17 protein-coding genes and 2 pseudogenes are annotated in these 24,492 nt (G+C 73.3%); 11 read left to right on the forward strand and 8 right to left on the reverse strand.

Features of this window, described 5'->3' with window-relative positions; genetic code table 11:
- Positions 1–169 precede the first annotated feature (169 nt).
- A complete protein-coding gene (locus Q0994_RS25520; protein ID WP_299538686.1) occupies positions 170–1,420 on the reverse strand; it encodes a molybdopterin-dependent oxidoreductase in 1,251 nt (416 codons plus the stop codon).
- 164 nt (positions 1,421–1,584) lie between these two features.
- Between Q0994_RS25520 and Q0994_RS25525 the strand changes: the two genes are divergently transcribed.
- A complete protein-coding gene (locus tag Q0994_RS25525; protein ID WP_299538688.1) occupies positions 1,585–2,997 on the forward strand; it encodes a hypothetical protein in 1,413 nt (470 codons plus the stop codon).
- A gap of 75 nt (positions 2,998–3,072) precedes the next feature.
- Here the strand turns inward: Q0994_RS25525 and Q0994_RS25530 are convergent, their stop codons facing one another.
- A complete protein-coding gene (locus Q0994_RS25530; RefSeq protein WP_299538691.1) occupies positions 3,073–6,468 on the reverse strand; it encodes a CARDB domain-containing protein in 3,396 nt (1,131 codons plus the stop codon).
- A 454-nt stretch (positions 6,469–6,922) separates the two neighbouring features.
- Between Q0994_RS25530 and Q0994_RS25535 the strand changes: the two genes are divergently transcribed.
- From Q0994_RS25535 to Q0994_RS25545, 3 genes are read left to right on the forward strand one after another with little or no spacing between them, the layout of a single operon-like run.
- Positions 6,923–7,726 carry an alpha/beta fold hydrolase gene (locus Q0994_RS25535; RefSeq protein ID WP_299538694.1) on the forward strand — a complete coding sequence of 268 codons (804 nt, stop codon included), beginning with the start codon at positions 6,923–6,925 and terminating at the stop codon, positions 7,724–7,726.
- Complete coding sequence (locus tag Q0994_RS25540; RefSeq protein ID WP_299538751.1) at positions 7,726–9,264, forward strand: PP2C family protein-serine/threonine phosphatase; 1,539 nt, start codon at positions 7,726–7,728, stop codon at positions 9,262–9,264. The genes Q0994_RS25535 and Q0994_RS25540 overlap by 1 nt, the downstream gene beginning before the upstream one ends.
- On the forward strand, positions 9,261–9,590 hold the full coding sequence (locus Q0994_RS25545) for an STAS domain-containing protein (protein ID WP_299538697.1): 330 nt from the start codon (positions 9,261–9,263) through the stop codon (positions 9,588–9,590). The genes Q0994_RS25540 and Q0994_RS25545 overlap by 4 nt, the downstream gene beginning before the upstream one ends.
- A 133-nt stretch (positions 9,591–9,723) precedes the next feature.
- Here Q0994_RS25545 and Q0994_RS25550 read toward each other — a convergent pair whose 3' ends face one another.
- Positions 9,724–11,016: a YeeE/YedE family protein gene (locus Q0994_RS25550; protein WP_299538699.1), complete on the reverse strand. Its 1,293-nt coding sequence runs from the start codon at positions 11,014–11,016 to the stop codon at positions 9,724–9,726.
- Positions 11,017–11,553: 537 nt separating this feature from the next.
- On the opposite strand from Q0994_RS25550, the gene Q0994_RS25555 reads away from it, so the two are divergent.
- The 3 genes from Q0994_RS25555 (at position 11,554) to Q0994_RS25565 (ending at position 16,069) form a co-directional block, all read left to right on the forward strand.
- Positions 11,554–11,826, forward strand: coding sequence for a hypothetical protein (locus Q0994_RS25555; protein WP_299538701.1), 273 nt, complete (start codon positions 11,554–11,556; stop codon positions 11,824–11,826).
- A 521-nt stretch (positions 11,827–12,347) separates the two neighbouring features.
- Positions 12,348–14,408, forward strand: coding sequence for an ATP-binding protein (locus Q0994_RS25560; protein WP_299538703.1), 2,061 nt, complete (start codon positions 12,348–12,350; stop codon positions 14,406–14,408).
- Between the two features lie 191 nt (positions 14,409–14,599).
- Positions 14,600–16,069, forward strand: coding sequence for an FAD-dependent oxidoreductase (locus Q0994_RS25565; protein ID WP_299538705.1), 1,470 nt, complete (start codon positions 14,600–14,602; stop codon positions 16,067–16,069).
- 12 nt (positions 16,070–16,081) lie between these two features.
- Here Q0994_RS25565 and Q0994_RS25570 read toward each other — a convergent pair whose 3' ends face one another.
- Together Q0994_RS25570 and Q0994_RS25575 are read right to left on the reverse strand one after the other, a co-directional pair.
- The gene (locus Q0994_RS25570; RefSeq protein WP_299538707.1) at positions 16,082–18,466 is read right to left on the reverse strand and encodes a serine/threonine-protein kinase; all 2,385 of its coding nucleotides are present in this window, start codon (positions 18,464–18,466) and stop codon (positions 16,082–16,084) included.
- A gap of 192 nt (positions 18,467–18,658) precedes the next feature.
- The gene (locus Q0994_RS25575; RefSeq protein WP_299538709.1) at positions 18,659–19,264 is read right to left on the reverse strand and encodes a bifunctional 2-polyprenyl-6-hydroxyphenol methylase/3-demethylubiquinol 3-O-methyltransferase UbiG; all 606 of its coding nucleotides are present in this window, start codon (positions 19,262–19,264) and stop codon (positions 18,659–18,661) included.
- Positions 19,265–19,369: 105 nt separating this feature from the next.
- On the opposite strand from Q0994_RS25575, the pseudogene Q0994_RS25580 reads away from it, so the two are divergent.
- Positions 19,370–19,480, forward strand: a pseudogene (locus Q0994_RS25580) (IS5/IS1182 family transposase); the annotation flags it as partial.
- 153 nt (positions 19,481–19,633) lie between these two features.
- Here Q0994_RS25580 and Q0994_RS25585 read toward each other — a convergent pair.
- Together Q0994_RS25585 and Q0994_RS25590 are read right to left on the reverse strand one after the other, a co-directional pair.
- Positions 19,634–20,392 carry a MerR family transcriptional regulator gene (locus Q0994_RS25585; protein WP_299538712.1) on the reverse strand — a complete coding sequence of 253 codons (759 nt, stop codon included), beginning with the start codon at positions 20,390–20,392 and terminating at the stop codon, positions 19,634–19,636.
- A gap of 304 nt (positions 20,393–20,696) precedes the next feature.
- Entirely contained in the window at positions 20,697–21,110 is a 414-nt protein-coding gene (locus Q0994_RS25590; protein ID WP_299538714.1) for an ATP-binding protein, read from the reverse strand.
- Between the two features lie 557 nt (positions 21,111–21,667).
- On the opposite strand from Q0994_RS25590, the gene Q0994_RS34185 reads away from it, so the two are divergent.
- The 3 genes and pseudogenes from Q0994_RS34185 to Q0994_RS25605 all read left to right on the forward strand — a co-directional run.
- On the forward strand, positions 21,668–21,847 hold the full coding sequence (locus Q0994_RS34185; protein WP_363325574.1) for a hypothetical protein: 180 nt from the start codon (positions 21,668–21,670) through the stop codon (positions 21,845–21,847).
- A 19-nt stretch (positions 21,848–21,866) separates the two neighbouring features.
- Positions 21,867–22,442, forward strand: coding sequence for a hypothetical protein (locus tag Q0994_RS25600; RefSeq protein ID WP_299538716.1), 576 nt, complete (start codon positions 21,867–21,869; stop codon positions 22,440–22,442).
- A 95-nt stretch (positions 22,443–22,537) separates the two neighbouring features.
- Positions 22,538–22,822: pseudogene (locus Q0994_RS25605) on the forward strand (RNase A-like domain-containing protein); the annotation flags it as partial.
- 363 nt (positions 22,823–23,185) lie between these two features.
- Here the strand turns inward: Q0994_RS25605 and Q0994_RS25615 are convergent.
- Positions 23,186–24,343, reverse strand: a complete 1,158-nt coding sequence (locus tag Q0994_RS25615) for a MarR family transcriptional regulator (protein WP_299538718.1) — start codon at positions 24,341–24,343, stop codon at positions 23,186–23,188.
- Positions 24,344–24,492: the final 149 nt, after the last annotated feature.

The following is a 24,492-nucleotide window of genomic DNA, read 5'->3' on the forward strand; positions in this document are numbered from 1 at the left end:
ATCAGGATCCGGACCGTGTCGCCGTCCAGCAGCCGGATGCCCGCGTACCCGGTCAGCGCGAACGTCGCGACGAGGAGCAGCAGGTGCAGCGGCCCCTCCCCGTAGCCCCGCCGCAGGAGCCGCCGCGCGCGCGGGCGCGGGAGCGCATCACGGCTTGTCCCGGTGCCCATCAGAGGTCTCCGAAGGTCATCGACCCGACCCACTTGGTGTTCATCACGCCGGGGGCGGCGGGCACGATGACGCGCGCCGGGTAGCCGTGGTCGGGCGTCAGCGGCTCGCCGTTCACCTCCAGCGCCAGCAGCGAGCGGGCGTCCGCGACCTGGTTGCTCCTGAGGGCGGCCCTGCGGAACGAGCCGGCCCGCTGCACGGACTCCACCAGGACGGACGGCGGGTGGCCGGGGAAGCCCGCGATCGCGGCGAGGTCCCGGAGCCGTACTCCGCGCCACCACTGGTCCGAGGTGGACCAGCCTTCGACGCAGGCGATGGGGAGCGCCGCACTTCGCAGGGCCATTGCGAGCAGTTCGTCCCGGGTGAACCGGAAGGCGCCGGCCGGTCCCCGCACGGTCAGCCGCCAGGACGGGCCGGTGTCGGCGGTACGGATCCCGACCGAGGCGGCCGTCTTGTTGATCTGGAAACCGTTCGGCCCGGAGCCGGGCTCCCCGACGCCGTGCGGGGCGAGCAGGGCGGTGGGCCGCAGCACGTCCGAACTCCGGCCCGCCGACGTGGCCAGCAGGACCAGCGACCCGGCGCCCACCATCGCGAGGGCGCCCCTGCGGGAGAGGGTGGCGGGGGCGGGGTCCGGGGCAGCCAGTTCGTCGGTCCCCAGGGGGCCGGGTCCTGCGCGCAGGACCCGCACCGCGCGGGGCAGCTTGAGCACGGTGTGGGCGAGGAAACCGGCGAGGAAAACCCATGCCCCGTAGAAGTGCAGCCGGTAGAAGGAGCCGGGGAACACGTACTCCACCTGCACGTTGAGTACCCCGGTGACGACCTGGAACAGGGCCCCGCCGACCAGCAGGACCACCGAGAGCCGCTCCAGCGCGTGACCCGCGGAGCGCACCGGCGGCAGTGCGAACAGCCGGGGGATCACCGACCAGAGCTTGGCCAGCAGGACCGGCACCAGTGCGATTCCCAGGGTGACGTGCACCCCCTGCGTCAGCCGGTAGAGCCAGTGCGGACCGGTCGGCCACGCGAACAGGTAGAAGCCGAGGAGCCCCTTGTCGGGGGTCTTGTCGTTGACGGCCGCGAGATCGGGGTTGTACGCGGCGTACGAGAGGAAGCCGGTCACGAACACCAGGGTCAGGCCGGCCAGGAGGACCAGTCCGAGCACCGCCGTGAACCGCACGCCCCTCAGCGGACTGCGCCAGAATCCGGGCCGCGCGGGCGAGGGCAGTGCCTCGATGCGTCTCTTCAGGTCACCCATGGGGACGACGCTATGGCGGGGCGCCCGTCCGGCGCGGGACCCGCATCCCGCGCGGGCGGGTGATTCCCGGCCCGCCCCGGGTGCCTTTCCGCCGTGCGGTGCACCGCATCCGACGCCGCGCGCTGATCCACGGGGAAGCGCGGAACAGCCCTTAGCGTGCCGGTGTGAGAACCGAAGAACATGCCGGACATGCCGGACGCACGGACGACGGACGTCCACCATCGGATCCCCCGGACCGCGGACGTCGCCGGGACCTGTGCGCGGCGGCCGGGGCCGTGCTGCTGGTGGCCACCGCCGTGCTGGTCGGCGCCGCCCTCAACGGTGACGGCTCCCTCTACGCGGGCTGGCCGCCGCTCGTCGCGGTGTGGGAGCCCCATGGGGGCCCCGGCACTCCCGCCGCGGTCGCGCTGGCCGTCGCCGCGGTCGCCCACGGGCCGCGCGTCGCCGACCGGCTGCGCTGGCCCGGCCTGCTCGCGCTGACCTGGGCCGTCTCGGCGTCCTGGATCCTCGCGCTGGCGACGGTCGACGGCTGGCGGCGGGGGTTCGTGCTCAAGCTCACCAGCCGGCACGAATACCTCGCCGGAATCGAGGGGTTCTCCGACATCGGCGCGGCCCTGCGCACCTTCGAGGACCACATCGTGATGGGCCGGCCCGGGAACTGGCCCACCCACGTCGCCGGGCACCCTCCGGGCGCCACCCTGCCGTTCGTCCTCCTGGACCGCGTCGGACTCGGCGGGCCGGTGTGGGCGTCCTTCTGCTGCGTGGCGCTGGCCGCCACCGCCGGCGCGGCGGTCCTGATCGCGGTACGTGCCCTGTGCGGGGAACCACTCGCCCGGCGGGCGGCGCCGTTCGTCGTGCTCGCACCCGGCGCCGTCTGGGCGGGGGTATCCGCCGACGGAGCGTTCGCGGCCGTCGCGGCCTGGTCGATGGCGCTGCTCGCGGTGGCGGTGACCCGCGCGACCCGGTTCCCCCGCGCCGCCGCGGCGGGATCGGGGCTCGTCTTCGGACTTCTCTGCTATCTGAGCTACGGGCTGCCCCTCATGGGACTGCTGCTGGCAGCCGTCCTCGTGCTCGGCGGGAGCGCCCGCCCGCTCCCGCTCTTCGCGGCCGGGTCGCTGGTGGTCCCCGTCGCGTTCACCGTGGCCGGCTTCCACTGGTGGGAGGCGTACCCCCTGCTGGTCGAGCGCTACCACCAGGGCGTGGGCGGCAAGCGCCCGTACGGGTACTGGGTGTGGGCCAACCTGGGCACCGCCACCGTGGCCGCGGGTCTCGCCGCGGTGGCGGGGCTGCGCCGCTCGCTGGAGAGCGCCCGGAGCGCCGTGCCGGAACTGCGCGCCGGCCGCCCGCTCGGCGACCGGCAACGGCTCGCCGCCCTCGCCCTGGCCGCCCTGCTCGCCGTCGTGGCGGCCGACCTCTCGGGCATGAGCAAGGCCGAGACGGAGCGCATCTGGCTGCCGTTCGTGCTCTGGCTGCTGCCCGCGGCGGCCCTGCTGCCCGACCGCACCCGGCGCGGCTGGCTCTGCGCCCAGGTGGTCCTGGCGCTGGCGGTCAATCACCTGTTGAGGACGAGCTGGTGAGGCCGCCAGGCGGTGCCCGTCCCCGCCCGGCGCACGTGGGACGTGCCGGGCGGGGACGGGTCTCGCAGAACCCCGCTACTCCTTCCGGGTCGCGGCGGTGTTCGCGCTGCCGCTGATCACGAACTGCGAGCCGGGTTCGATCACCACGTCCCCTTCCGCCGATCCCGTGATGGTCACGTTCGTCAGGGTGGCGCTCCCCCGGGCTCCGCCGTGGGCCAGGATGCCGGAGCCGTTGACCGAGTTCTGGATGCGGACGTTCGAGATCCGGGCGCCGGGCACGGATCCGCCGCCGGTCTTGAACTGGATGCCGTCGTAGGTCGAGTCGTAGATGTCGGTGTCCCGGATGGTGACGCCGGGGATGTCGGGCCCGGCCGCGAACAGGGTGATGGCGCCGAACTCCTGGGCCTCGCCCCAGAACGCCCCGCCGGTGCGGTGCAACGCGTTGTTGGCGATCAGGGTCTGCCCGGAGAAGGGCAGCGGGTCGTGGTCGGTCGCCAGCATGATGCCGGGGTAGTTCATGGTGTCCGAGACGATGTTGTTCTCGATGGTGTTGCCGTATCCGCCGTAGACCGCGATGCCGTTGGCGCGCCAGGGCAGTTGGACGGTGTTGTTGCGGAAGTGGTTGTCGTGGCCGACGTCCACCGACGGGTCCTTCACGTACTTGCTCGCCCAGACGGCCAGCGCGTCGTCCCCGGTGTTGCGGAAGGAGGAGTTGAAGACGGTGGAGTTGCGGGTGCCGTTGGCGAAGTTGACGCCGTCGGCGTAGGTGTTGCGGATCCGCATCCCGGTGAACTGAAGGCCGTCGCCCGGATTCCAGAGCTCGGGGATGTTGGAGTAGTCCCGGCCGACCCAGACGCCGACGTTGGCGTGCTCCAGCCAGACGTTGGTGACGGCGGTGCCCTTGCCGAACCGGCCGTTCAGCGCGACGCCGCCCTCGGCGTTGCCGTCGCCGCCCCGGATGGTGCCGGAGCCGAAGATCGCCAGGTCCGAGATCTTGGTGTTGTCGTCGATGTCGAAGCCGAAGTTCCCCTCGTGCGGGTGGTTGATGCCGCCCGCGTCCTGGGGCGGAGTGAGGCTGTAGAGCTGGGAGTGCCACATGCCGGCGCCCCGGACGGTGACGTCGCGGATGCCGACCTGGTTGAACTCACCGCGGTTCAGCGGGTCGTCGGTGAGGATCTTCTTCTCCTGCCGCCACTGCCCCGGCGGTATCCACACGCAGCCGATCTGGCCGTTCTGGTCGGCGGTCACCGCCCGCTGCAGGGCGTCGGCGTCGTCGATCCCGTCGTTGGGCACCGCACCGTAGGCGGTGATCGAGGTGCAGCCGGACGGCTGGGCGGCCGGCGGCGCGACCTGTTCCAGGTCGACGAGGTCGATGACGTAGAAGGCCGCCGAGTCGCCCGCGTCGCGCTGGAGGCGGAACCTGGTGCCCGCCGGGTAGGTCTGGCCGAGCAGGGCGTTGGACTCGTCGAAGAGCCTGCGGGCGTCCGTCTGCGGGCGGTTGGTCAGCCCCTCGGGGCTGTCGGTGTCGCCGTAGAGCCAGCTGTGCTTGGAGGAGAGGGTCAGCTTCCGGGCGAAGGTCCCGTCGACGTACAGGCTGAGGGTTGCCTCCGTACCGCCGCCGGCGGGGGCGTCGGGGATGGAGTTGCGGACCACGATCGAGTTGCTCGGCACGGTCGAGGTGATCTCGACGTACTGGCCGGCGCCGTCCAGCCGCACGGAGCGGCGGCCCGAGGACTCGGTGGCGAAGTTGGTGTGCCCGAAGGTCCGCACCTGGTCCGCCTGGAGCAACGTGCCGCGGTAGCTGCCCTGTTCGGCCTCGTACTCGGTGTACGGGACGGCGGCGCCGCGGCCCACCACGAGGGACCGGGCGAAGACGTTGTTGTTCTCGTTGGTCTCGGCGACGAGGCCGGTGGCGTCCGCCGTGGCGGTCAGATTGGCCCCGCCGCTCTTCGCGGTCCAGCTGCCGCCGATCGCGACCGGCACGGTGCCCCCGGCGGGGACGGCTCCGGTGGTGCCGTTCAGGGTGGTCCCCTCCACCAGGAGCCGGGTCACGGTGGCGGAACTCACCGCCGTGGTACCGCGATTGTGGACGGAGACGGTGAAGGTGACGGGCGCTCCCACCGCCGGGTTCGACGGATTGGCGGTGATGGCGAGGACTTCGAGGTCGGGGCCGGGGCTCTGGCCGACCACCAGTTTCGAGGCGGCGGTGAGAGCGTTGTTGCTGTTGTCCTGCTCGGCGACGGCGTCGGTCGGGTCGACGACCGCCGAGACGGTGTACGAGCCCATCGCCTTCCGGCCGACGACGACCGGCACGGTGGCGGACGCCCCGGCGGCGAGTGCGGCGACCGGCGCGCTGCCGGCCACGACCCCCTCCAGACTGACGTCCACGGCGGTCGCGGCGGCGGCGGCCGTGCCGGTGTTGCGCACGGTGGCGTTCACGGTGACGCTGTCCGACTCGGAGGGCGCGGCGGGCGACCAGGCGAGCGCGGTGACGGTCAGATCGGGGTTGGGGGCTGCGGTGCCGACGACCTGGACCTCGGCGACCTGGGCGCCGGGCGCACCGGTGTTGGAGAAGAACGCCAGCCGTACGTCGGTGTACCGGCCGCTGACGGCGATCGTCACCGTGTTCTGGTTGCCCGAGGGGCTGAACGCGTAGTCGGCGCGGGCCTTCAGCGAGGTGAAGGCGGTGGCGCCGGAGGCGCGGCCGAGGACCTGGATGCCCTGGGTGCGGGCGCCCCACGCCTGGTCCGGCGAGAGCTTGACGACGACCGCCTCCAGTTCGGCGTCCGCGCCGAGCTTCACGGTGAGCGAGGCGGGCTGGCCGTTCGACTCCCAGTAGGTGCCGGTGTTGCCGTCGGTGGCGTGCGACCCGACGTACGTCTGGGTGTACGACGAGGCCTCGACCGGCTTGTTCAGCGCCAGGTTGGAGCCGCTGGCGGGCGGCGGACCGGAGTCCTCCTGGTCGCCGTACACCTCCACCTGGGAGAACTGCCCGGCCCCCCAGCCGGTGTTGGCGGTGACCTGGACGCGAACGTACCGGGTGCGCGTGTCGGCGAAGCCGAGGGTCACGGTGTTGGCCGAGGCGGGGCTGAACACCCGGGCGGCCGGGGCGGACAGGGTGGTGAAGGCGCTGCCGTCGGTGCTGCCGCGGACGTCGAGCGTCTGGGTGCGCGCCTCCCAGGCGGCCGGGAGCTTCAGCACGACCTGGTCGACGGTGTGCGCGGCGCCCAGGTCGATCTGCACCCACTGCGGAAACGCGCCGGCCCCTTCCCAGTAGGTCGCCTGGGAGCCGTCGGCGACGTTGGAGGCCGGGTAGGCGCCATGCTGGCCGCCGGTCGTGACCTGCTTGCCGAGAGCCAGGTCCGGGGTGCGTGCGGCCGCCGACGCGGCGACCGGCAGCAGCCCGACGACCGCCAGCGCGGCGGTCACCACGCAGACGACGAACCGTCGTACGGGATGTTTCCCTCTCATGCTGTCCTCAGTTCCGTGATCCGCGGGACCGGAGGGCGCGACACGGCACGGCGCCGGCCGCGCGGTGTGCGGAACGCCGCGCGGCGGGCGACGGCAGGGTGCGGGCTGCCGGTACACCGAATGGGGGGACGATCGGGCGCCGGCCGGAGGGAGAGAACGCCGCCTGCCGGGATATCACGCGCCATGCCTGAAATTTTTAGTGATCCGGTCAATTTTTTGCGGGACTGCGCTGACAGGTTTCTCGCGTCTGCCGCTTTTGTCAACGGTCCGCGCACGGGGCGCCGACTCCCGCCGCATCGGCGCAGCTCAGCGACGCGCACCCGTGCGGGCCGCGCCCTGAGGTTCCCGGGGGTCGCCCCGCCCGCCCCCGGTCCCGTCCGGCCTCTCCCGCGATCCCGTCCCGCCCGCCCCCGGCGCCGTCCGGCCCGCGCCCGGCAGGTGGCAGGATGGCGCCATGGATGTCCGCCGCAGAAACAACGTGCACGTGACCGGAGCCGAGGACGGGCCGGTGGTGGTGCTCGCCCACGGGTTCGGCTGCGACCAGAACATGTGGCGGCTCGTGGTCCCGGCGCTGGCGGAGCGGTACCGGCTGGTGCTCTTCGACTACGTGGGCTGCGGGGCCTCGCGGCTCGCGGACTGGAGCGAGCAGCGGTACTCCGCGCTCAGCGGATACGCCCAGGACGTCGTGGAGATCTGCGAGGAACTCGACCTGCGGGACGCGGTGTTCGTGGGCCACTCGGTCAGCGCGATGATCGGCGTGACGGCGGCGCGGACGGCGCCGGAGCGCATCGGGACCCTCGTGATGGTGGCTCCCTCGCCCCGCTACATCGACGACGAGGGCTACCGGGGCGGCTTCGGCGCCGAGGACATCGACGAGTTGCTGGAGTCCCTGGAGTCGAACTACCTCGGCTGGTCCTCCACCATGGCCCCGGTGATCATGGGCAACCCCGAACGGCCGGAACTGGGGCGGGAACTGACCAGCAGCTTCTGCGCCACCGACCCGGAGATGGCCCGGGTCTTCGCGCGCGCCACGTTCCTCACCGACAGCCGTGACGACCTGAAGAGCGTGACGGTACCGACCCTGGTGCTGGAGTGCTCCCAGGACGTGATCGCCCCCCGCGAGGTCGGCGCGTACGTCCACGCGGCGATCCCCTCCTCGACGCTGGTCACCCTGGACGCCACCGGGCACTGCCCGCAGTTGAGCGCCCCGGACGCCACCGCGTCCGCGATCCTCGGCTTCCTGGCCGACCGGCGATGATGTGCCGCACCGGCGGCGAGCCCCGGCCGGCGGCCGCCGGCGGCGCCGCGGACAACACCGGTCCGGACGGTGGGGACGGTCCGGCGACGGGCACGGACGCCGCCTTCACCGCCCTGCTGGAGGACAGCGCCGAGGACCTCTACGAAGGGGCGCCCTGCGGCTACCTCTCGACGCTCATGGACGGCACCGTCGCCAAGGTCAACGCCACACTGCTGGGCTGGCTCGGCCTGGAACGCGACGCGGTGGTCGGACGCCGCCGCTTCCCCGATCTCCTCACCGTCGGCGGGAAGCTGTACCACGAGACGCACTTCGCACCCCTGCTGCGCATGCGGGGCGAACTGAGCGGTATCGCCCTGGAACTGAAGGCCGCCGACGGACGGCGGTTGCCGGTGCTGGTCTCGTCCGTCGTCAAGCACAGCGACGCGGGCGAACCCCTGCTGATCCGCACCACCGTCTTCGACGCGTCGGACCGGCGGGCGTACGAAGAGGAGTTGCTGCACGGCCGCCGTGAGGCGGAGCTGGCCCGCGCGGAAGCCGAACGGGAACGTGCCGAGGCGGAGCTGGCCCGCGCGGAAGCGGAAGCGGCCCGTACGGAGGCCGAGCGGGCGCGCGCCAAGGCGGAACGGGAGCGTGCCGAGGCCGAGCGGGCGGGCGCCGCGGCGGAGGCGGCCCGCGCCGAGGCCGAACGGGCCCACGGGGCGGCCCGGCGCGCGCACCGGCAGTCCGAGGCGGACCGGCAGCGGCTCTCGGACGCGCTGGCCGCGCTGCAGCGCTCCCTCGTCCCCTCCGCGCTGCCCGCGGTGCCGGGGCTGGAGGCCGCCGCGCACTACCACACCGCCTCGCCGGACCTCCTCGGCGGCGACTTCTACGACCTGTTCCCGCTCGGCGGGACCCGCTGGGGGTTCTTCCTCGGCGACGTCTGCGGCAAGGGTCCCGAAGCGGCCTCCCTCACCTCGCTGACCCGCTACACCCTGCGGGCGGCGGCGCTGCACGATCCGGAGCCCGCGGCGGCCCTGACCACGCTGAACGCCGTGCTGCACGAGCGGTACGCGGCGGGCGGCGACCCCCGCTACTGCACCGCGGTCTTCGGGATCCTCGAACCGCCGGGCACCGACGGGCGGGCCACCGTACGCCTCGCCTCCGGAGGCCACCCCCCGGCCCTGGTCGTACGGGCCGACGGAACCACGGAGTACCTCCACACCCCCGGCGGGTTGCTCGTCGGCGTGCTGCCCACCGCCCCGTTCACCACCGCCGCCACCACGCTCGGCCCCGGCGACACGCTGCTGCTCTACACCGACGGGCTCACCGAGGCCCGCACCGGCCCCACCCGCCGGAACCTGTTCGGCGACGAGGCGCTGCGCGATTTCGCCGCCGGGCACGCGCCGGTCTCGGCGGACGGGGTCATCGGGGCGCTGACCGGGCTGCTGAAGAGCTTCGGCGACGGCCTGGACGACGACACCGCCCTGCTCGCCCTCGGCGTCCCCGCGACACCCGCACCCACCACCTCCACGCCGGACGCCACGGAACGAGCCCGATGAGCCCTCTGCACGTCACCCTCCGCGAGACCGCCGCAGGACCCGTCCTGCGGGTGGCCGGCGAACTCGACTACGACCAGGCTCCGGCACTGCGCGCACACGTGGAACCCCTCGCCCTGGCGCCGGGCCGGGACCTCGTGATCGACCTGTCCGGCCTGGAGTTCTGCGACTCCAGCGGCATCACCGCCCTGCTCACCGCCCGCCAGCTCGCCCGGTCGGCGGGCGCCGAGGTGATTCTGGCCGGGGTGCCCGCGCCGACGCTGCGGGTGCTGACGGTCGTGGGACTGACCCAGGTCTTCACCGTCCGGGCGTCGAGCGAAGTCGCCTGAGCGGGGTCCGCGCGGGGCGGGCGAGGGACGGGTACGGCCGCCCAGGGCCTGGGAAGGGCTGGGCCGGTGAGGCATGTGCGGAGCCTGGGACGGGCCCGGTCGGTCGTCCCGCGGGCCCGTCCCGAACGCCTCGTCAGCAGACGCCGTCGCCCGGCTCGGGGTTGCCGAGACCGAACAGCGGGCGCAGCTTCAGGCCGACCCAGGTGCCGGCGAGCGCGACCGCTCCCCACACCCAGCCGCTGAGACTGCCCGAGGCGATGCCGGCGAGGTAGGCGCCGATGTTGCAGCCGCCGGCCAGCCGGGCGCCGATCCCCATCAGGACCCCGCCGAGCACCGCCGCGACGGCCGTACGGCCGGGGATGCCGCGGTGCAGGGCCCACGTACCGCCGAGGGCCGCGGCCACCGCGGCGCCGACCATGATGCCGAGGTCGGTGAGGCTGTTCTTGTCGGCGAGGACCGGACCGGCCAGCATCTCGGCGTTGCCGGGCTGCCGCCACCAGGTCCAGTTCTCGGGGTGGCCGCCCAGCGCGCCGACCAGCTCCGAACCCCACAGGCTGAAGGCGCTCGTGATGCCCCACGCGCCGCCGGAGACCAGCAGGACACCCGCCCCGAGCACCGCCAGCGCCAGGGCGCCCGCGGCGAGCGGCCACGAGCCGCGGACCGCCCGTACGGCGGCGGTGCGCGCGGAGGGCACCACCCCGAGCGGCGGCGGGTTGCGACGGGCCTGGACGCGCCGGGTGACCAGGACGATCAGCAGCAGCGCGACGATCGTCACCGCCCAGGAGCCGAACCATCCGATGTGGTCGGAGAGCACGACGGGCTCCCAGGCGGGCAGGTCCTTCCACAGGTCGAACTGCCAGGCGGCGAGCGTGGCGCCCCCGATGAACCCGCCGAGGGTGAGCAGCACGGACGTCTGCCCCGAGCCCACGGCGAACAGGGTGCCCGAGGCGCAGGCGCCGCCGAGCTGCATGCCGACCGCGAACAGCAGCGAGCCGACGACCAGGCCGACGCCGAGGGGGCCGGCGGACGGGGCCGGCTGAGCGCCGAAGAGCCCGGTGCCGGTGCCGATGATCAGCGCGAACATGGTGGCCGTCGTCCCGAGCAGCAGGGTGTGCGCCCGCAGCCCGGAACCGTTGCCGACCGCGATCAGCTGCCGCCAGGCGGAGGTGAAGCCGAACCGCGAGTGGAACAGGGCGACGCCGAGCCCGAGGCCCAGCAGGAGCAGCACTCCCGGCTTGGCGCCGTGCGCGGCCCAGACGTACGCGGTCAGGGCGACGGCGATCAGCGCGGACACGGCGAGGGGCGTCCGGCGCACCGGAGGCAGCGGCGGCGCTTGCGGCCGGGGCGAGGACGTGGGCGCCGGAGTGAGCAGGGCGGGCCGTGCGCGCACGGGCGCGGCGGGCCCCTCGGGGGGTGCGATGGTCACGAAAGGTCTCCGGGTGGGGTGCACGGCGGACGGACGGCAGGGGCCGCCCCCGCCGCACGCGGCGGACGGTTCGACGCGGGACGGGCCCCGGTCAGAGCCCGTCGTCGACGCACCACGCCGAGTGCGCGAGCAGCACGAGGCGGAACGACGGAGCCGGTACAGACATGCGTACGAATATACGGACGAGTCAATTCCGGATGCCAGGGCGTCTCGGCATGCGGAAAGGGCGGGCGGTGTGCGGGGCGGCACCGGGGGCCGGAATGCAGAAGCCAGGCGCACGGACCAGGCACACAGGAAGGAGGCGCCCGGAGAGGCGGAGGGCGAGGCGCAGGAACAGGAACGGGAAAGAGGGGCGTAGGTGGCGGGGACGCCGGAACCGGAGCCGCGTGTGCCGGTGCGAAGTCGACTACCCACGCGGCGACTTACGTCGCGTCCCCCACCGCATCACCGTATGCGCGGGGGACTTCGGGGTACCCGGAGAGCGGGCCGGTCCACTCCGGGATCGGGACCCTGGCGACCGCCCCGAAGGAGTGGCAGATGACGACGCAGTACGGCAACCAGCCGACCGGCCAGCAGTCCCACGGCGCGCCGAAGCCCGCCGCCACCGGCAACGTGCTCAGCATCATCGCGATGGTGATGGGCGTGATCGCCTTCATCTTCCTGCCGATCGTCTTCGGCATGATCGGCCTGGTGCTGGCCATCATCGCCAAGACCGTCCGGCACGAGCGGCTCGCCGTCGTCGCCCTCGTGGTCAGCGCCGCCGGCCTCGTGGGCGGCATGGTGCTCGGCGCCATCGTGGCCGCCGCCTGACCCGAGCCCACGCTCGCGCCGCCCCGGCCGGTCGCCGCCCCCCACCAGCGGATGGTGTGCGCGGCGACCGGCCGGGGCGTCCCACGTTTCGCCCTCGGCCCCCGGCTCGTGTTTCACCCACGGCTCGCGTTCCGCCCACGGCCCCCGGTTCGCAGCTCGCGGCACCCGGCACCCGGCACCCGGCACCCGCGGGCATCAACTGCACCGCCGCCCCTGGACATTCCCGCTCTCACGGAGCCGTCGGTCCCGATGCCGGCGCGCCGTACGACCATGATCGAACAGCCCGTCAGCACCGGCCTCGGGCCGCGCGGAGACTGGACCCGAAAGCGGGACAAGACGTCGAATACGCAGCTCATCGGCCATGGCGTCGGAGAGGATCACGGTCAGCGGCCGTTCCCCCGTACTTCGTTAGCGACCGTCTCGAAACGCGGGGAACGGTCGCCTCTTCGTGTGTGGCGCCGACCTCGGGGCGGTCTGCCGCCTGCCGCCTGCCGCCTGCCGCCTGCGGATAATCTGCTCGCATGAGGAGCGACTCGGGCAGTCTGGCGGAACGGCTCCGATGGGCGCGGGAACGCGCCTTCGTCGGGCGGCGCAGGGAACTCGCCTTGTTCCGTGCGGCTCTCGACGGGGCCCCGGGCGCCCCCGCCGTGCTGCATGTGCACGGACCCGGCGGTGTCGGCAAGTCGACTCTGCTGCGCCGGTTCGCGGACGAGAGCCGTGACGCGGGGCGTCCCGTGGTCGAGGTGAACGGGCGGCTGACCGACCCCTCCCCGGCCGGATTCCGCGCCGAGGCAGCCGCGTTGGGCACAGCGCCGGACGCGGTGCTGCTCATCGACGCGTTCGAGCACTGCCAGGGCCTGGAGGGGTGGCTGCGCGACCACTTCCTGCCCGGTCTGCCCGGCCGCACCCTGGTGGTGCTCGCGGGGCGCGAAGGGCCCAGCCCCGCCTGGATCGCCGACCTGGCCTGGAGCGAGGCGCTGGCCGTCGTGCCGCTGGCCGACCTCGACCCGGCGGACGCCGAACAGCTCCTCGAACTCCGGCAGGTGGCGCCCGCCGTGCGGGAGCGGGTGCTCGCCTTCGCCGGGGGCCACCCGCTCGCCCTCAGTCTCGCCGCCGGGGTCGCGGCCCGGGGAGACGGCGACGACCCGTGGGCGCCGACGCCCGACGTGCTGACGGCGCTGCTCTCCCACATGGTCGGGGAGGTGCCCACCGCGGAGCACCGGCTCGCGCTGGAGATCGCCGCGCACGCCATGACGACCACGGAAGGGCTGCTGCGCGCCGTACTGGGGCCGGACCGGGGCGCCGACCTGTTCACCTGGCTGCGCCGCCTGCCGGTCGCCGACTGGGGACGGCAGGGCATGTTCCTGCACGACCTCGTCGGCGACGCCGTCGACACCGACCTGCGCTGGCGCGACCCGGAGGGCTACGAGGAGATGCACCGGCGCGTCGGCCACCACCTGCTGGACCAGGCGCGTACGGCCTCCCCGGCCGAGGCCATGGTGGCGATCCGCGAACTCAGCTACCTCAAGCGGTACGGGCCGATGGGCGACTACTTCCGGATGCGCCGGGAGGGCGACTTCCACGAGGACGTCCTGCGCCCCGGCGACCACGACGTCGTACGGCGGCTGATCGCCGAGGCGGAGGGACCGGAGTCCGCCGCCGTCGTCGACTTCTGGCTGGAGCGGCAGCCCGAGGCGTTCTGGATGTACCGCGACTCCGCCACCGGTGAAGCGGCCGCCTTCATGACCTGGCTCCGGCTGTCCGAGCCCCGGCCGGACGAACTCGCCGCCGACCCGGTCCTCGCGCAGGCGTGGGAGCACATCGTGCGCACCGGGCCACTGCGGCCGGGCGAGCACCTGCTGCTGGCCAGGTTCCTGATCCACCCGTCCGCCTACTACGAGATATCGCCGGTGCTGCACCTGATGCAGCTGCGGATCTGCGCCGGGTGGATCCGCTCCGGCGCCCTGGCCTGGTCGTTCATCATCAGCCCGTTCCCGGACCTGTGGGAGGCGCTGATGGAGCACCTGGGCCACGAGCGGGCCACCGTCCTGGCGTGGCCCAACGGGCACACGTACACCCTGTTCGCCTGTGACTGGCGGATCACTCCGCTGTCGGTCTGGTTCGACCGCACCCAGCCCGGCGCACTGAACGAAACGCCCGCGCACGTCACCACCGGCAGACCCGCCGTCGTGCCGCTGGCCCGCGCGGACTTCGACGCCGCCGTACGGGACGCCCTGCGCGACTGGCACCGTCCGGACGCGCTGACGACCGGCCCCCTGGCCACCACGAGGATGGTCACCGACCAGCCCGGCTACGCCGCCGAGCACGCCGGCGCGATGCTGCGGGAACTGCTCGCCGACGCCGTGGACGCCCTACGCGCCGACCCGCGCGACGCCAAGTTCCACCGGGTGGTGACCACCACCTACTTCCACCGGGTGCCCGGCCAGACGGTTGCCGCCGAGCGCCTCAGCCTCCCGTACAGCACCTACCGCCGGCACCTCCGGCGCGGTTGCCTGCGGGTCTGCGACATCCTCTGGCAGCGCGAGACCTCCGGCCGGCCGATCCCGGCCCCGGACGCCTGACGCCGTACCGCCCCGCACCCCGCACCCGGCACCCGGCGCGTGGTTTGCGACGCCCCGGTCGCCGGAAGTGAGCACCGAACGGCCCCGATGACCACCGAACGGCCGGTGAGTGAGCACCGAACGGACTGGTGACCGAGCGGCGATCGCGGCCAACGTGGCCTCCGACGGACAGACGTTCAAGGAGGCTTCGCATGGCGGAACGACCGGTACAAGACGTGATCGTGATCGGCGCAGGGCCCGTCGGCCTGACGGCGGCGATGACCCTGGCCGGGCACGGGCTGCGGGTCACCGTGCTGGAACGGGACGGCGACACCCTCGGCACCGGGCCCGACCTCGCGGAACGGGCCTGGGAGACGTGGCGCAGACCCGGCGTGTCCCAGTTCCGGCAGCCGCACATCCTGCTGCCCGCCGGAACCGCTCTCCTGCGCGACCGGCTGCCGCAGGTCGCGCAAGCGCTGGTGGACGCGGGCCCGCTGCGGCTCAACATAGTGGGACCCGGCTCGCAGTTGCCCGGCATGGGCGGGCCGCGCCCCGGCGACGAACGCTACGACACGCTCACCGCGCGCCGCCCCGTACTGGACGCCGCGTTCGCCACCGCTGCTGCGGCCACCCCCGGCCTGACCGTCCGCCGGGGCACCGGGGTGACCGGGCTGCTCACCGGGTCGGAGGAGATCGAAGGGCGCCCCCGCGTCACCGGTGTGGTGACCCAGGACGGCGAGGAGCTGCGCGCCTCCCTGGTGGTGGACGCCGGCGGCCGGAACTCGCCCGTCCCCGCGCTGCTCGCCCGGCTCGGCGGGCCGCCGCCCGCGAGCGAGCGGGCCGAGGCGGGCTTCGTCTACTACGCGCGGACCTTCCGCGCGCCCGGCGGCGCACCCCCGCGTCCGCTCTGGCCGCTCGTCCACCACGAGGGCGTCTCCACCATCGTGATCCCGGCCGACCACGACACCTGGTCGGTGTGCCTGGTCGTCTCCGGCCACGACCGGGCTCTCAAGGCCCTGCACGACCCCGCCGCCTGGGAGCGGGCGGCGAAGGTGCTCCCGGAGCTGGACGGCCGGACGGACGGTGAGCCGATCACGGGGCTCCAGGCCATGGCCGGGTTGCACAGCCGCAGTCAGCGGACGGTGGTGGAGGGACGGCCGGTCGTCACCGGGCTGCTCTCCGTCGGGGACGCCTGGGCCGCCACCGACCCGCAGTTCGGGATCGGGCTGTCGATGGGCCTGAGCCACGCGGTCGCGCTCGGCGACATCGTGGCGGGTGCAGAGGGCGGGGCAGGGACCGGGGACGGGGCAGGGCTTTCGGACACCGTCGAACTGGCCCTGCGGTTCGACGAGTTCACGGAGCGGGCGCTCACCCCCGTGTACCGCAGGCTGCGGGAATGGGACCGGCACCGGCTGGCCGAGATCGACGCCACCCTCGCCGGGCGCCCCTACGAGACGGACGACGAGGGGTGGCACCTCACCAATGTCCTGGACGGTGTGAAGCTCGCCGACCCCGACGTCCTGCGGGCCATGGCCGAGGTCGCCTGCGCGCTCGACACCCCGGAGAACGCCTTCGCCGCCCCCGGCCTGGTCGAACGGGCCCTCACCCTGAACGGCGGCCCCGCCTGGACCTGGCCCGGCCCTTCCCGCGCCGAGATACTGGCCGCGGTGGAGGCCGGGTAGCCGGACCAGGGGTCAGCCCGACACCGGCGGCTTCCGCGCGTCGAAACCGAAGAGCGTGTTGCCGTCGGCGGCCACGATCAGGGCGCGTCCCACGAGCGTGACCCGTGGCCCGGCGCCCTGGTCACCGGTCAGCCCGTCGGCCTGCGGGTCCGTCGTCCAGAGCGTCGACCCGTCGTCCGACGACAACGCGACCACCCGGCCGGTGGCCGAGCTGAAGTACAACGCGTCCGCGTCGGCGACGGGTCCCGAAGCGCCCTCCACGGCCGTCTGCCGCGACCACTTCTGCCGCCCGGTCGCCGGATCGAGGGCGTTGACGCGCCCGGTCTGCCCGGTCACGTAGAGAGTGCCGCTCGCCATACCGGGCGTCCCCTCGTACGTCCGGGCCAGCGGGGCGTACGAGACCTTCCGCGAGGCGAGGTGCACCCGCACCACCCCGTCGTACCCCGTCATCGCCGGTCCCTCCCAGTGCTCCTGGAGGAGTACGAGCGCGCCGTCGGCCACGCCCATCGGCACGGCGGGACCGTCCACCGTGACCGGCTCGCCCAGCGTCCCCGAGGTGAGATCGACGGTACGCAGGGTGGGCCGGGCCACCTCCAGGTCGTCCACCTCCGCGCGGGTCGCGCACATGGCGAGGAGCTGCGCGCCGAAGAGGACGGGTGCGCACTGGGCGCCCGTGGGGAAGGGCCTGGTCCAGCGGACCTCGCCGCCGTGCGCGTCCCTGGCCTCGAAGCGGGAGCTGGACGCGTCGACCGTCACGACGGCGGAGCCGGCCACTACCGCGTCCCGGGTGCGGCCGGTGACGGCCGTCGACTGCGCACCGGACGGCACGGACCACAGTTCCCGGCCCGTCCCGGCGTCCACGGCCACCACTTCGACCGGGGGGTCCTGCGGGGCGTCCTCCGCGGCGAAGCGATAGCCGACGACCGTGTCGTCGGTGGCGCCCACCAGGTACATGCCCTGCATCGGGACGCCCGGACTCGTCACCGTCCAGTCCCGCGACCCGTCCCGTACGCCGACACGGGCCGCCACGACACCGCCGCCCCCGCAGTACAACGACTCCCCGCGCGCCACGCAGCGCAGCTCGTCGGGGATGTCCGCACGACCGCCGAGCACCGTCCCGTGCCACGGCCGGAAACCGTCCGGCAGCCCGGCGCCCGCCGCAGCGACGGTGTCCTTCGCCCGGCCGCCGTCCTGCTCGGCGTCGCCCGCCCTCAGGGCCGCGGCTCCCCCGGCGATCGCCGCCACCGCGACCGCCGCCGCCAGCACCGGCCGCCACCGACGGCGCAGCCGCCGCCCGAGGGAGCCGCCCGGCTCCCCGGCGTCGGGACCCGGGCGGACGGCGGGACTCGGCCGGGCGTCGGGGCCCTGGTGGACGTCGGGGCCCCGGCCGGCATCGGGGCCTACACCTGCCGGTGCCGGTGCCGGCGGCCCAGCGGGAGGCGTCGAGACGGACCCCGCAGGGGTGGCCGTCGCCGGACCGGTCCGTACCGGGGCGGCCGGTGTGGGGGTGTCCGGTGTGGGCACGTGGTGCTGGGTGACCATGTCGCGGTTGCGGCTCGTGGCCGCCCCGCTCTCGGCCGTCCCGCCGAGATCGACCGGCAGGTCCCGCAGCAGCACGAGAAGTTCGTCGGCCGAGGGGCGTCTCTCGGGCTCCTTGTGCAGGCACGGCTCGACGACCGCGCGCAGGGCTGCCGGCACGGCGTCCAGCGACGGCTCCTCGTGCACCACCTGGTACGCCGTCAGGTACGGGCTGTCGGCGTCGAAGGGCCCGCGGCCCGTCGCCGAGTACACCAGCAGCGTGGCCAGCGAGAAGACGTCGGACCGGGGCCCCACACCGCGCGGTGTCTGCAACTGTTCCGGCGACATGAAGGGGGGTGTGCCGATGACGCGTCCGGTCATCGTCAGCGTCTGCTGGTCCGCGGCGCGTGAGATGCCGAAGTCGATGACGCGCGGACCGTCCGGTGAGAGCACCACGTTGGAGGGCTTCAGGTCGCGGTGGACCACCCCCACCCGGTGGATGTCGCGCAGAGCCTCCGCCAGCCCGATGGCGAGCCGCCTCAGCTCCGCACCGCCCAACGGGCCCGTCGACGAGATGCGTTGGGCGAGCGTCTGCCCCTCGATGTAGGTGGTCGCCATCCACGGCTGCTCGGCGTCCGGCGCGGCGTCCACCACGGCCGCGGTGAACGCACCGCTCACCCTGCGCGCGGCGGCGACCTCCTGCCGGAACCGGATGCGGAACTCGTCGTCCGCCGCGAACTGCTGGTGGATCAGCTTGACGGCGACGGGCCGCCCCGAACTCGTACGGGCCAGAAAGACCGTGCCCATGCCTCCCGAGCCGAGCCGCGCCTCCAGCGGGTAGCCGCCGATCTCGGCTGGATCGCCTGCGCGCAGCGACACGCTCCCCGACCTCCCGTCCCCCCGTGCATCGCTCCCGACACGGGTCCGCGTATCCGTTCTGCACACAAACTAGCCGCAGGGAGGTACGGCGGAACGAGGCGGGTGGCCGCCGGGCCCTCTCGGGTCGCCGCCCGCGGGGCCGCGCGACACACGCACCACCGGGCGTACGTGGTCAACGCCGGATGCACGTACTCACCGGCGGTGGACGCTCACCGCGTACCCACCGTCGTCGTAAGGATCGGCGTCCCAGGTGGCGAACCGGCCGACGAGGGTCAGGCCGGCCGCGGCGCAGGAGTCGTCGTACTCGGGCAACGTGAGGCTGGGCGGCACCGGCAGGTGCGCCGCGTCCAGGCCGAAGCCGACGACCAGCAGGCCGCCCGGACGCAGAGCCGCCGACAGGCGTCGCACCACCTCGGCCTCGTCCCCGGGATTGAGCAGCGGGAGAACGTTGCCTGCCGCGACGACGAGGTCGAAGTCCGCCGCGATGCCGAGGCGGTCCGGGTCGAACTCGACCAGATCGGCCTGGTACCAGGGCAGTTCCGGAGCCTGCCGCCGCGCCTCTTCCAACATCGACGCGTCGAGATCCACCCCGACGCACTCGTAGCCGAGTTCCGCGAGCTGGATCATCACCCGCCCCGTGCCGCACCCGGCGTCCAGCACCCGCGCCCCCGCCTCCACGAGGCCCGCACAGAACCGCGCTTCCCCGTGCATGTCCTTCCCGCCCTCCGCAAGAGCGGCGAACCGCGCGGCGTACTCCTCCCCGGACGCCTTCCCGGGCATATTCGTCCAACGGCTCATGAAAGCCACTATAGGTCGCCCGAGCGATGTCCCGGCCGGACGGACTGCCAGGGCCGTGTCTGAGAGCCCGATCCGGATCTCGCCCCGTACCGGGACGGTCCCGGTGTGGGGCGAGGGAATCTTTCAGGTGAGCAATGGGCTTTGGCCAGGCCGTTGTTGCCGGTCGCGGCGCTGGGCAGGCCGCCGCTCGGCCGACGGAGGCTGATCCACGGGATCCGCCTGCGGAACCGGGGCCCCTTGGCGGGACCACCTGAGTACGGTCCGTGGCAGTGGGCCTATGGGTTCTTCCGCCGGCCGGGCGAGGTGGGCCTGTGGTGCGACGAACCAACTGCTCTCCGAGCCGGCCTCACGGGACAGCCCGGAAAGCAGTCAGCTGAGCCGGGTTGTGGCGTACGCCTCGATGGCGTCGCGCTGGTACGCGGCCAGGCCGGGAGCGATCGCCTCATACGCGGCGCGCCAGGCGCTGTTGTCCACGCAGGAGCGTCCGACGGCGCGGTACTCCTCGGCGGAGACGGGCCGCAGTTCGGTCATGGCCTGGTACTGGGCGTCGATCTGGGCCTGTACGGGCGCGGCGTCGGCCGGGTGGCCGGCGGCCATCAGGTCGGCCAGCAGGATCATCTGCGTCGTGCGCTCGCGCTGTCCGGCCTCGATGTCCTGCGGGGTCATCGCGGCGACCGTGCGGGCGACTTCCTCGGCGTGCTCGGGGAAGTCGTGCAGGCTCTCCTGGTACTGGGAGGGCTGGATGCCCTCGAACAGGTTCTCCGGTCGGTTGATGGTCATAGGGTTGCCGTCCTTCCTGAAGCGTTCCAGTTCGGCGATCGTGCGGGAGACGGTGCCTGCCAGGGCGTCGAGCCGGTCCCGCTCGGCGAGCAGCCGCCAGTGGTGGCCGCGCAGGGCGTCCACCTCGTCGACCTGCTCGGCGAGGATCCGGCCGACCTCGGGAATCCCTACGCCCAGTGCCCGCAGTACGAGAATCTGCTGCAGCCGCAGCAGCTGGCGCTCCTCGTAGTAGCGGTGGCCGTTGGCCCCGATCCGGGCGGGCGGCAGCAGGCCGACCTCGTCGTAGTGCCGCAAGGTCCGGGCGGTCACGCCCGACATCCGAGCGACCTCCGCGATGGGCCAGTCCATCGCTGTCTCCCCTCACGATCGCGTCACCGGGCCGGTTTCTCCGGCCCTGGTAAGGACGGTAGAAGCTGCCGCAGCGGCAACCGCAAGCCCGCACCCTCATGATCCTGGATGGCGGCCCGCGACTTTCCCCGACGGCCCGCCCAGCACGCCGGCGACGTTCAGAACAGGGCCAGGTCAAGCGGGTGGCCGGGGAGAGGAAAGGGTCGCCGCAAGTGCCGGAGACGGCACCGGGGGGTGCCGGGTCCCCAGAGCCCCCGAAGGCGCGGCGCGGCGTCGGGGGCCGCCGTCCGGCGGCCGGGAGCCCTCAGCGCGGCAGGTCCAGCTCCGCCACGACCGTCTTGCCGACCGGCATCCGGTCGAGGACGTCCCATCGGTCGACGAGCGCCTCGACCACGAGCATGCCCCGGCCGTTCTCCGCCAGAGGCGGCGTCGGCGGACGCGGCGCGCCGGGGAGGGGCGGACGCGGTTCCCGCCGGGCGTCGGACACCGAGATCCGCAGGGTCCGGTTTCTGATCTCGGCGGTGACTTCGAAGTCCCGGCCACGGACGCGACCGTGCGTGACCGCGTCGGCGGCGAGTTCCGCGACGATCTGGGCGGCGGTGTCGGACGCCTCGCTGCCGTGCGGCACACCCCAGGCGTCGAGTTGGTGGAGCACGAGCCGCCGCGCGAGGCGCGCGCCGCGCGGGGTGGAACTGAAGCGCTGCACGAACCCGTTCACCGGGGGAAGCGCTCGACCGGCGAGAGAGGGGGGACGGTGGTGTCATGCGTCCACGATCACGGCGTCCGACGCCCTTGACCAGCGGCGACGCCCGTACGCCGGACCAGCGTACGCACCCCCGCATCGGCCGGTACGCGGTGCCGGGCGTGGCCTCGGCGCGGTGCCGGTCGTGACCTGGGCGCGGCGCCGACGCCGGTCGGATCGCGTGGGGTGGGCGGACGATCTCGCGCCTGTCAGAGGTCCGTGAGGCGGCTGCGAGAGAATCTCGGCGGCGGCCTCTCGCTGGACAAGCACGTCGGCAAGACCGACGAGCAGCTCGCCCAACGTCTGCGTGACCAGGCCACGGACGACGCGAACTGGCCTGAGCAGCGCAGGCCCACGATCGGCGGCGCGTCGTCCTTCGCGACCATGGCCGACGACCGGCGCGCAGCGGCTGACGGATCACAACCTGCGGGCGAAACAGCCCGAGATCGACGCGTGGGTGGCGAGCAACCCTCCGGGGAAAGACCCAGGCGTTCACGAGTCCGGCCCCCGACGGCGGGGCCAGCGGCTGGTACATGAGCAAGCGCCCCACGCCGGACCCCGACGGTTCGGGCAACACCATCCCGGGGACCGGTTATAAGGACCACGGGCTCAGCGCGCGAGCGGTCGACGTCAAGAACGTGAACACGGTCCTGAAGTACGATTCCAGGCTTGACCCGCCCTACATCATCCTCACGTCCATGCCCGCCCCGTGACCGGCGGGTTGGAGGTCGAATGAAGCCCGTCGACATCGACAAGCACGCTTGGGACGCAGCCCTGGAGCGACTCCTCGACGACGTGTACACCTTCGCCCTGACCGGGCCCCGGCAGCACGAGGACTGGGCCAGGGACGCCCTGGCCGTCATGAACCGTTCGGTTGCCGACCCCCGGGGTTGGCGGATGCTGGAGTGGCAGATCGACGAGGAGGGGCGTGAGAACGTCCGTCCGTCCTTCCCGTTCCTGCCGCCCACCGCCGAGCAAGTGCGTGAGTGGACTCACCCGGTCACGGAGTCCGCTGCCGCTGAGCTGCTCGCTTCGCTGACCCAGGAATGGTTTTTCGTGGGCCGTCCCCTCCGATCGCGCGCCGACAAAGACCAAGTGTTGGCCGATGCACGGACGGTGCTCGCCAGGTTCGGCCCGGACGCGGTCTTCCGCACGTCCTCCGATCTGGCCCGGTTCTCCTCGTCGCCGGATTTCCTCGGCGAAGACCTGACCGGCGGCAGGGCGTTCACCGACTACATGATGGATCTCGGACTGATCGCCGTAAGCCCCGAGGAGGTCGGAGTCTTCTGGACGTTTAACGCGAGCTGAAGCCACGCGCGCGGAACCGGGAACCGGCCAATCCCGGCGAGGGGCAGCGCCGTCCAGATGCTTTGAGAGGACGTTCCGCGTGTTGACCCCTTCCGGCCACTTACGCCGACCGGGAGACCGCCCAGTGGGCCACCCAGCAGGTGCTGACCGCGAACGAACAGGCCGTCCACCGGTGGCTCGCCCAAAACACCCGGGCCCGCCTCACCGTCGAGGCCGCCTGGCCTTCCCGTGAGCAACCCGTGGGCCGGGTCCAGGTGGCGGGCGACCTGTTGGCCGGGCGTGGGCCCGTCGACGTCCGCGCGGCGCGCGTGGTGCTGCGCCGCGAACCGTCGAGCCCGCTCGGCTTCGTCGTCCACACGACCGTCCCGTTCCACCTGTAGGGGTCGTCCGCACATGTTCATGAAGCCTCTCGAACACGACCGCCGGTACGGGGAGCTGGACCAGGTGATGCGCGCGTACCTGGGGCAGCCGGCCGACGACACCCCGGAACTGCGGAGCCGCGCGCTGGAGGCGTACCTCCGCCACACCTGGCACACCCGTCCCTCGGCCGTCGCGGAGGCGGAGCGCCAGCTGCGCGAGTACAGCCGCAACCCTCCGGGCCGCATCCGGCAGAAGCTGGGCGAGTTCTACGCGATCCCGGACACCGGAAAGCCCCAGTCGGAGATCGGCGACTGGCTGTTGGTGCTCTGGCCGACCACCCACCGAGGGGCGAGTACCCAGGGGCCAAGGGGCCGTTCGGCGGGTCAAGGGGTGCGCATCAGGTTGCGCAGGTCGGCGACGCGGGCCGCGACATCGCGTTCGCCCGGTTCCGGGGCCGTGGCGTCGTCGGCAGGTTCGGGCGCCTGCCGCACGGTACGGCAAGGGGCGCAGAGGCCGTCCGGGAGCGCCGCGGCCGGGCCGGGTCGGCCGCACTCGGTGCACTCGACCAGGAGACGCCGCACCGGCGCTCCGGGCAGGTCCGTAGGGGTGGTGGCTGGCGGAGAGGCGGGCAGTCGGGGCGGCATCTTGTCGTTCAGGCGGCGGCGCACCAGGCCGACCGGCGATCCGACCTGCTCGGGAAGCCCCGCGGTGAGCGCCGATGCCAGGTACTGAGCACTGGCCCCGCGCGTGAACCAGGCGGCGGCGAGCGGTTCCAGGACCGCGCAGTCGGCAGCGGAGAGCGCCAGGCGGGAGTCACGGCGGCCGAGTTCGGCGAGGGCGAGATAGGCGGGGGAAGGCGCCTCGGCGAGGTACGGGGCGTCAGCGCCCGGCACACGGTCCGGTGCCAGGGACGAGGACGGGAACGCGGACGGCTGCGACGGGTTCGCGGACGCGGCCAGGTCCGGGACCGGTACCGGGGACGGCGGCCATGGGTTCGCGGACGACGCGGCAAGGTCCGGAATCGGCGGCGGCTGCGGCGGGTTGGGGGCGGGGAACACCATGATGTCCGTGGGTGCGGCGCGCTGTTGGGGCACGGCCGGCCGGACGGATGGTGCGGGCGGCGTCTGGTCCGGGGCGGCTGCTCCGCCGGTGAGCCTGGCCGTCCACCACTCGTTGTCGTGGGCGGCGCGTGACCAGTAGGTGAGCGTCACCCACCGGCAGGGGCCGTGCCCTTCGACCCGGCAGCGCACGCGGCGCAGATGCCCGGCCACGGCGAGGGCGCGCAGTGCGGTGCCGATGGCCATCTGGCCGTACAGGGGCAGGTCTTTGGCCAGTGACTTGATGTCCATGGCGGCGCCTTCGGGCAGTCGGTCGACGTAGGCGGCCACATACCGTTCACGCTCCGGCAGAAGAGCGAAGTCGGCACGGTGGGAGGAGCCTTGGCCGGGGATCGACTGCTTGCCATAGCCCGGGTGCGCCTTGCGGTACGGGCGTGAAGCTGCGGGGGCGGGCAGCGCGGAGTTAAGGTGCTGGTTAGCCACGAGATCGTCTTTCTTCAGGGTGCGATCTTGGGTCAGACCCCGGCCTGGTGCTTTGAACACCGCGTCGGGGTCGTCTCGTTGTGGGCACCGTAAGCATCCGCGACTCTCCGCTGCAACTTGATCACAGTTAGTCATATTTGCTGGCGGTG

The organism is uncultured Streptomyces sp., assembly GCF_947488945.1.
Lineage (GTDB): Bacteria > Actinomycetota > Actinomycetes > Streptomycetales > Streptomycetaceae > Streptomyces.

Coding starts and splice junctions, on each gene's coding strand:
- Q0994_RS25585 (WP_299538712.1), bottom strand. CDS start 20,392: ATGGACTGGCCCATCGCGGAGGTCGCTCGGATGTCGGGCGTGACCGCC.
- Q0994_RS25530 (WP_299538691.1), bottom strand. CDS start 6,468: ATGAGAGGGAAACATCCCGTACGACGGTTCGTCGTCTGCGTGGTGACC.
- Q0994_RS25535 (WP_299538694.1), top strand. CDS start 6,923: ATGGATGTCCGCCGCAGAAACAACGTGCACGTGACCGGAGCCGAGGAC.
- Q0994_RS25575 (WP_299538709.1), bottom strand. CDS start 19,264: ATGAGCCGTTGGACGAATATGCCCGGGAAGGCGTCCGGGGAGGAGTAC.
- Q0994_RS25555 (WP_299538701.1), top strand. CDS start 11,554: ATGACGACGCAGTACGGCAACCAGCCGACCGGCCAGCAGTCCCACGGC.
- Q0994_RS25545 (WP_299538697.1), top strand. CDS start 9,261: ATGAGCCCTCTGCACGTCACCCTCCGCGAGACCGCCGCAGGACCCGTC.
- Q0994_RS25600 (WP_299538716.1), top strand. CDS start 21,867: ATGAAGCCCGTCGACATCGACAAGCACGCTTGGGACGCAGCCCTGGAG.
- Q0994_RS25540 (WP_299538751.1), top strand. CDS start 7,726: ATGTGCCGCACCGGCGGCGAGCCCCGGCCGGCGGCCGCCGGCGGCGCC.
- Q0994_RS25560 (WP_299538703.1), top strand. CDS start 12,348: ATGAGGAGCGACTCGGGCAGTCTGGCGGAACGGCTCCGATGGGCGCGG.
- Q0994_RS25520 (WP_299538686.1), bottom strand. CDS start 1,420: ATGGGTGACCTGAAGAGACGCATCGAGGCACTGCCCTCGCCCGCGCGG.
- Q0994_RS34185 (WP_363325574.1), top strand. CDS start 21,668: ATGAGCAAGCGCCCCACGCCGGACCCCGACGGTTCGGGCAACACCATC.
- Q0994_RS25565 (WP_299538705.1), top strand. CDS start 14,600: ATGGCGGAACGACCGGTACAAGACGTGATCGTGATCGGCGCAGGGCCC.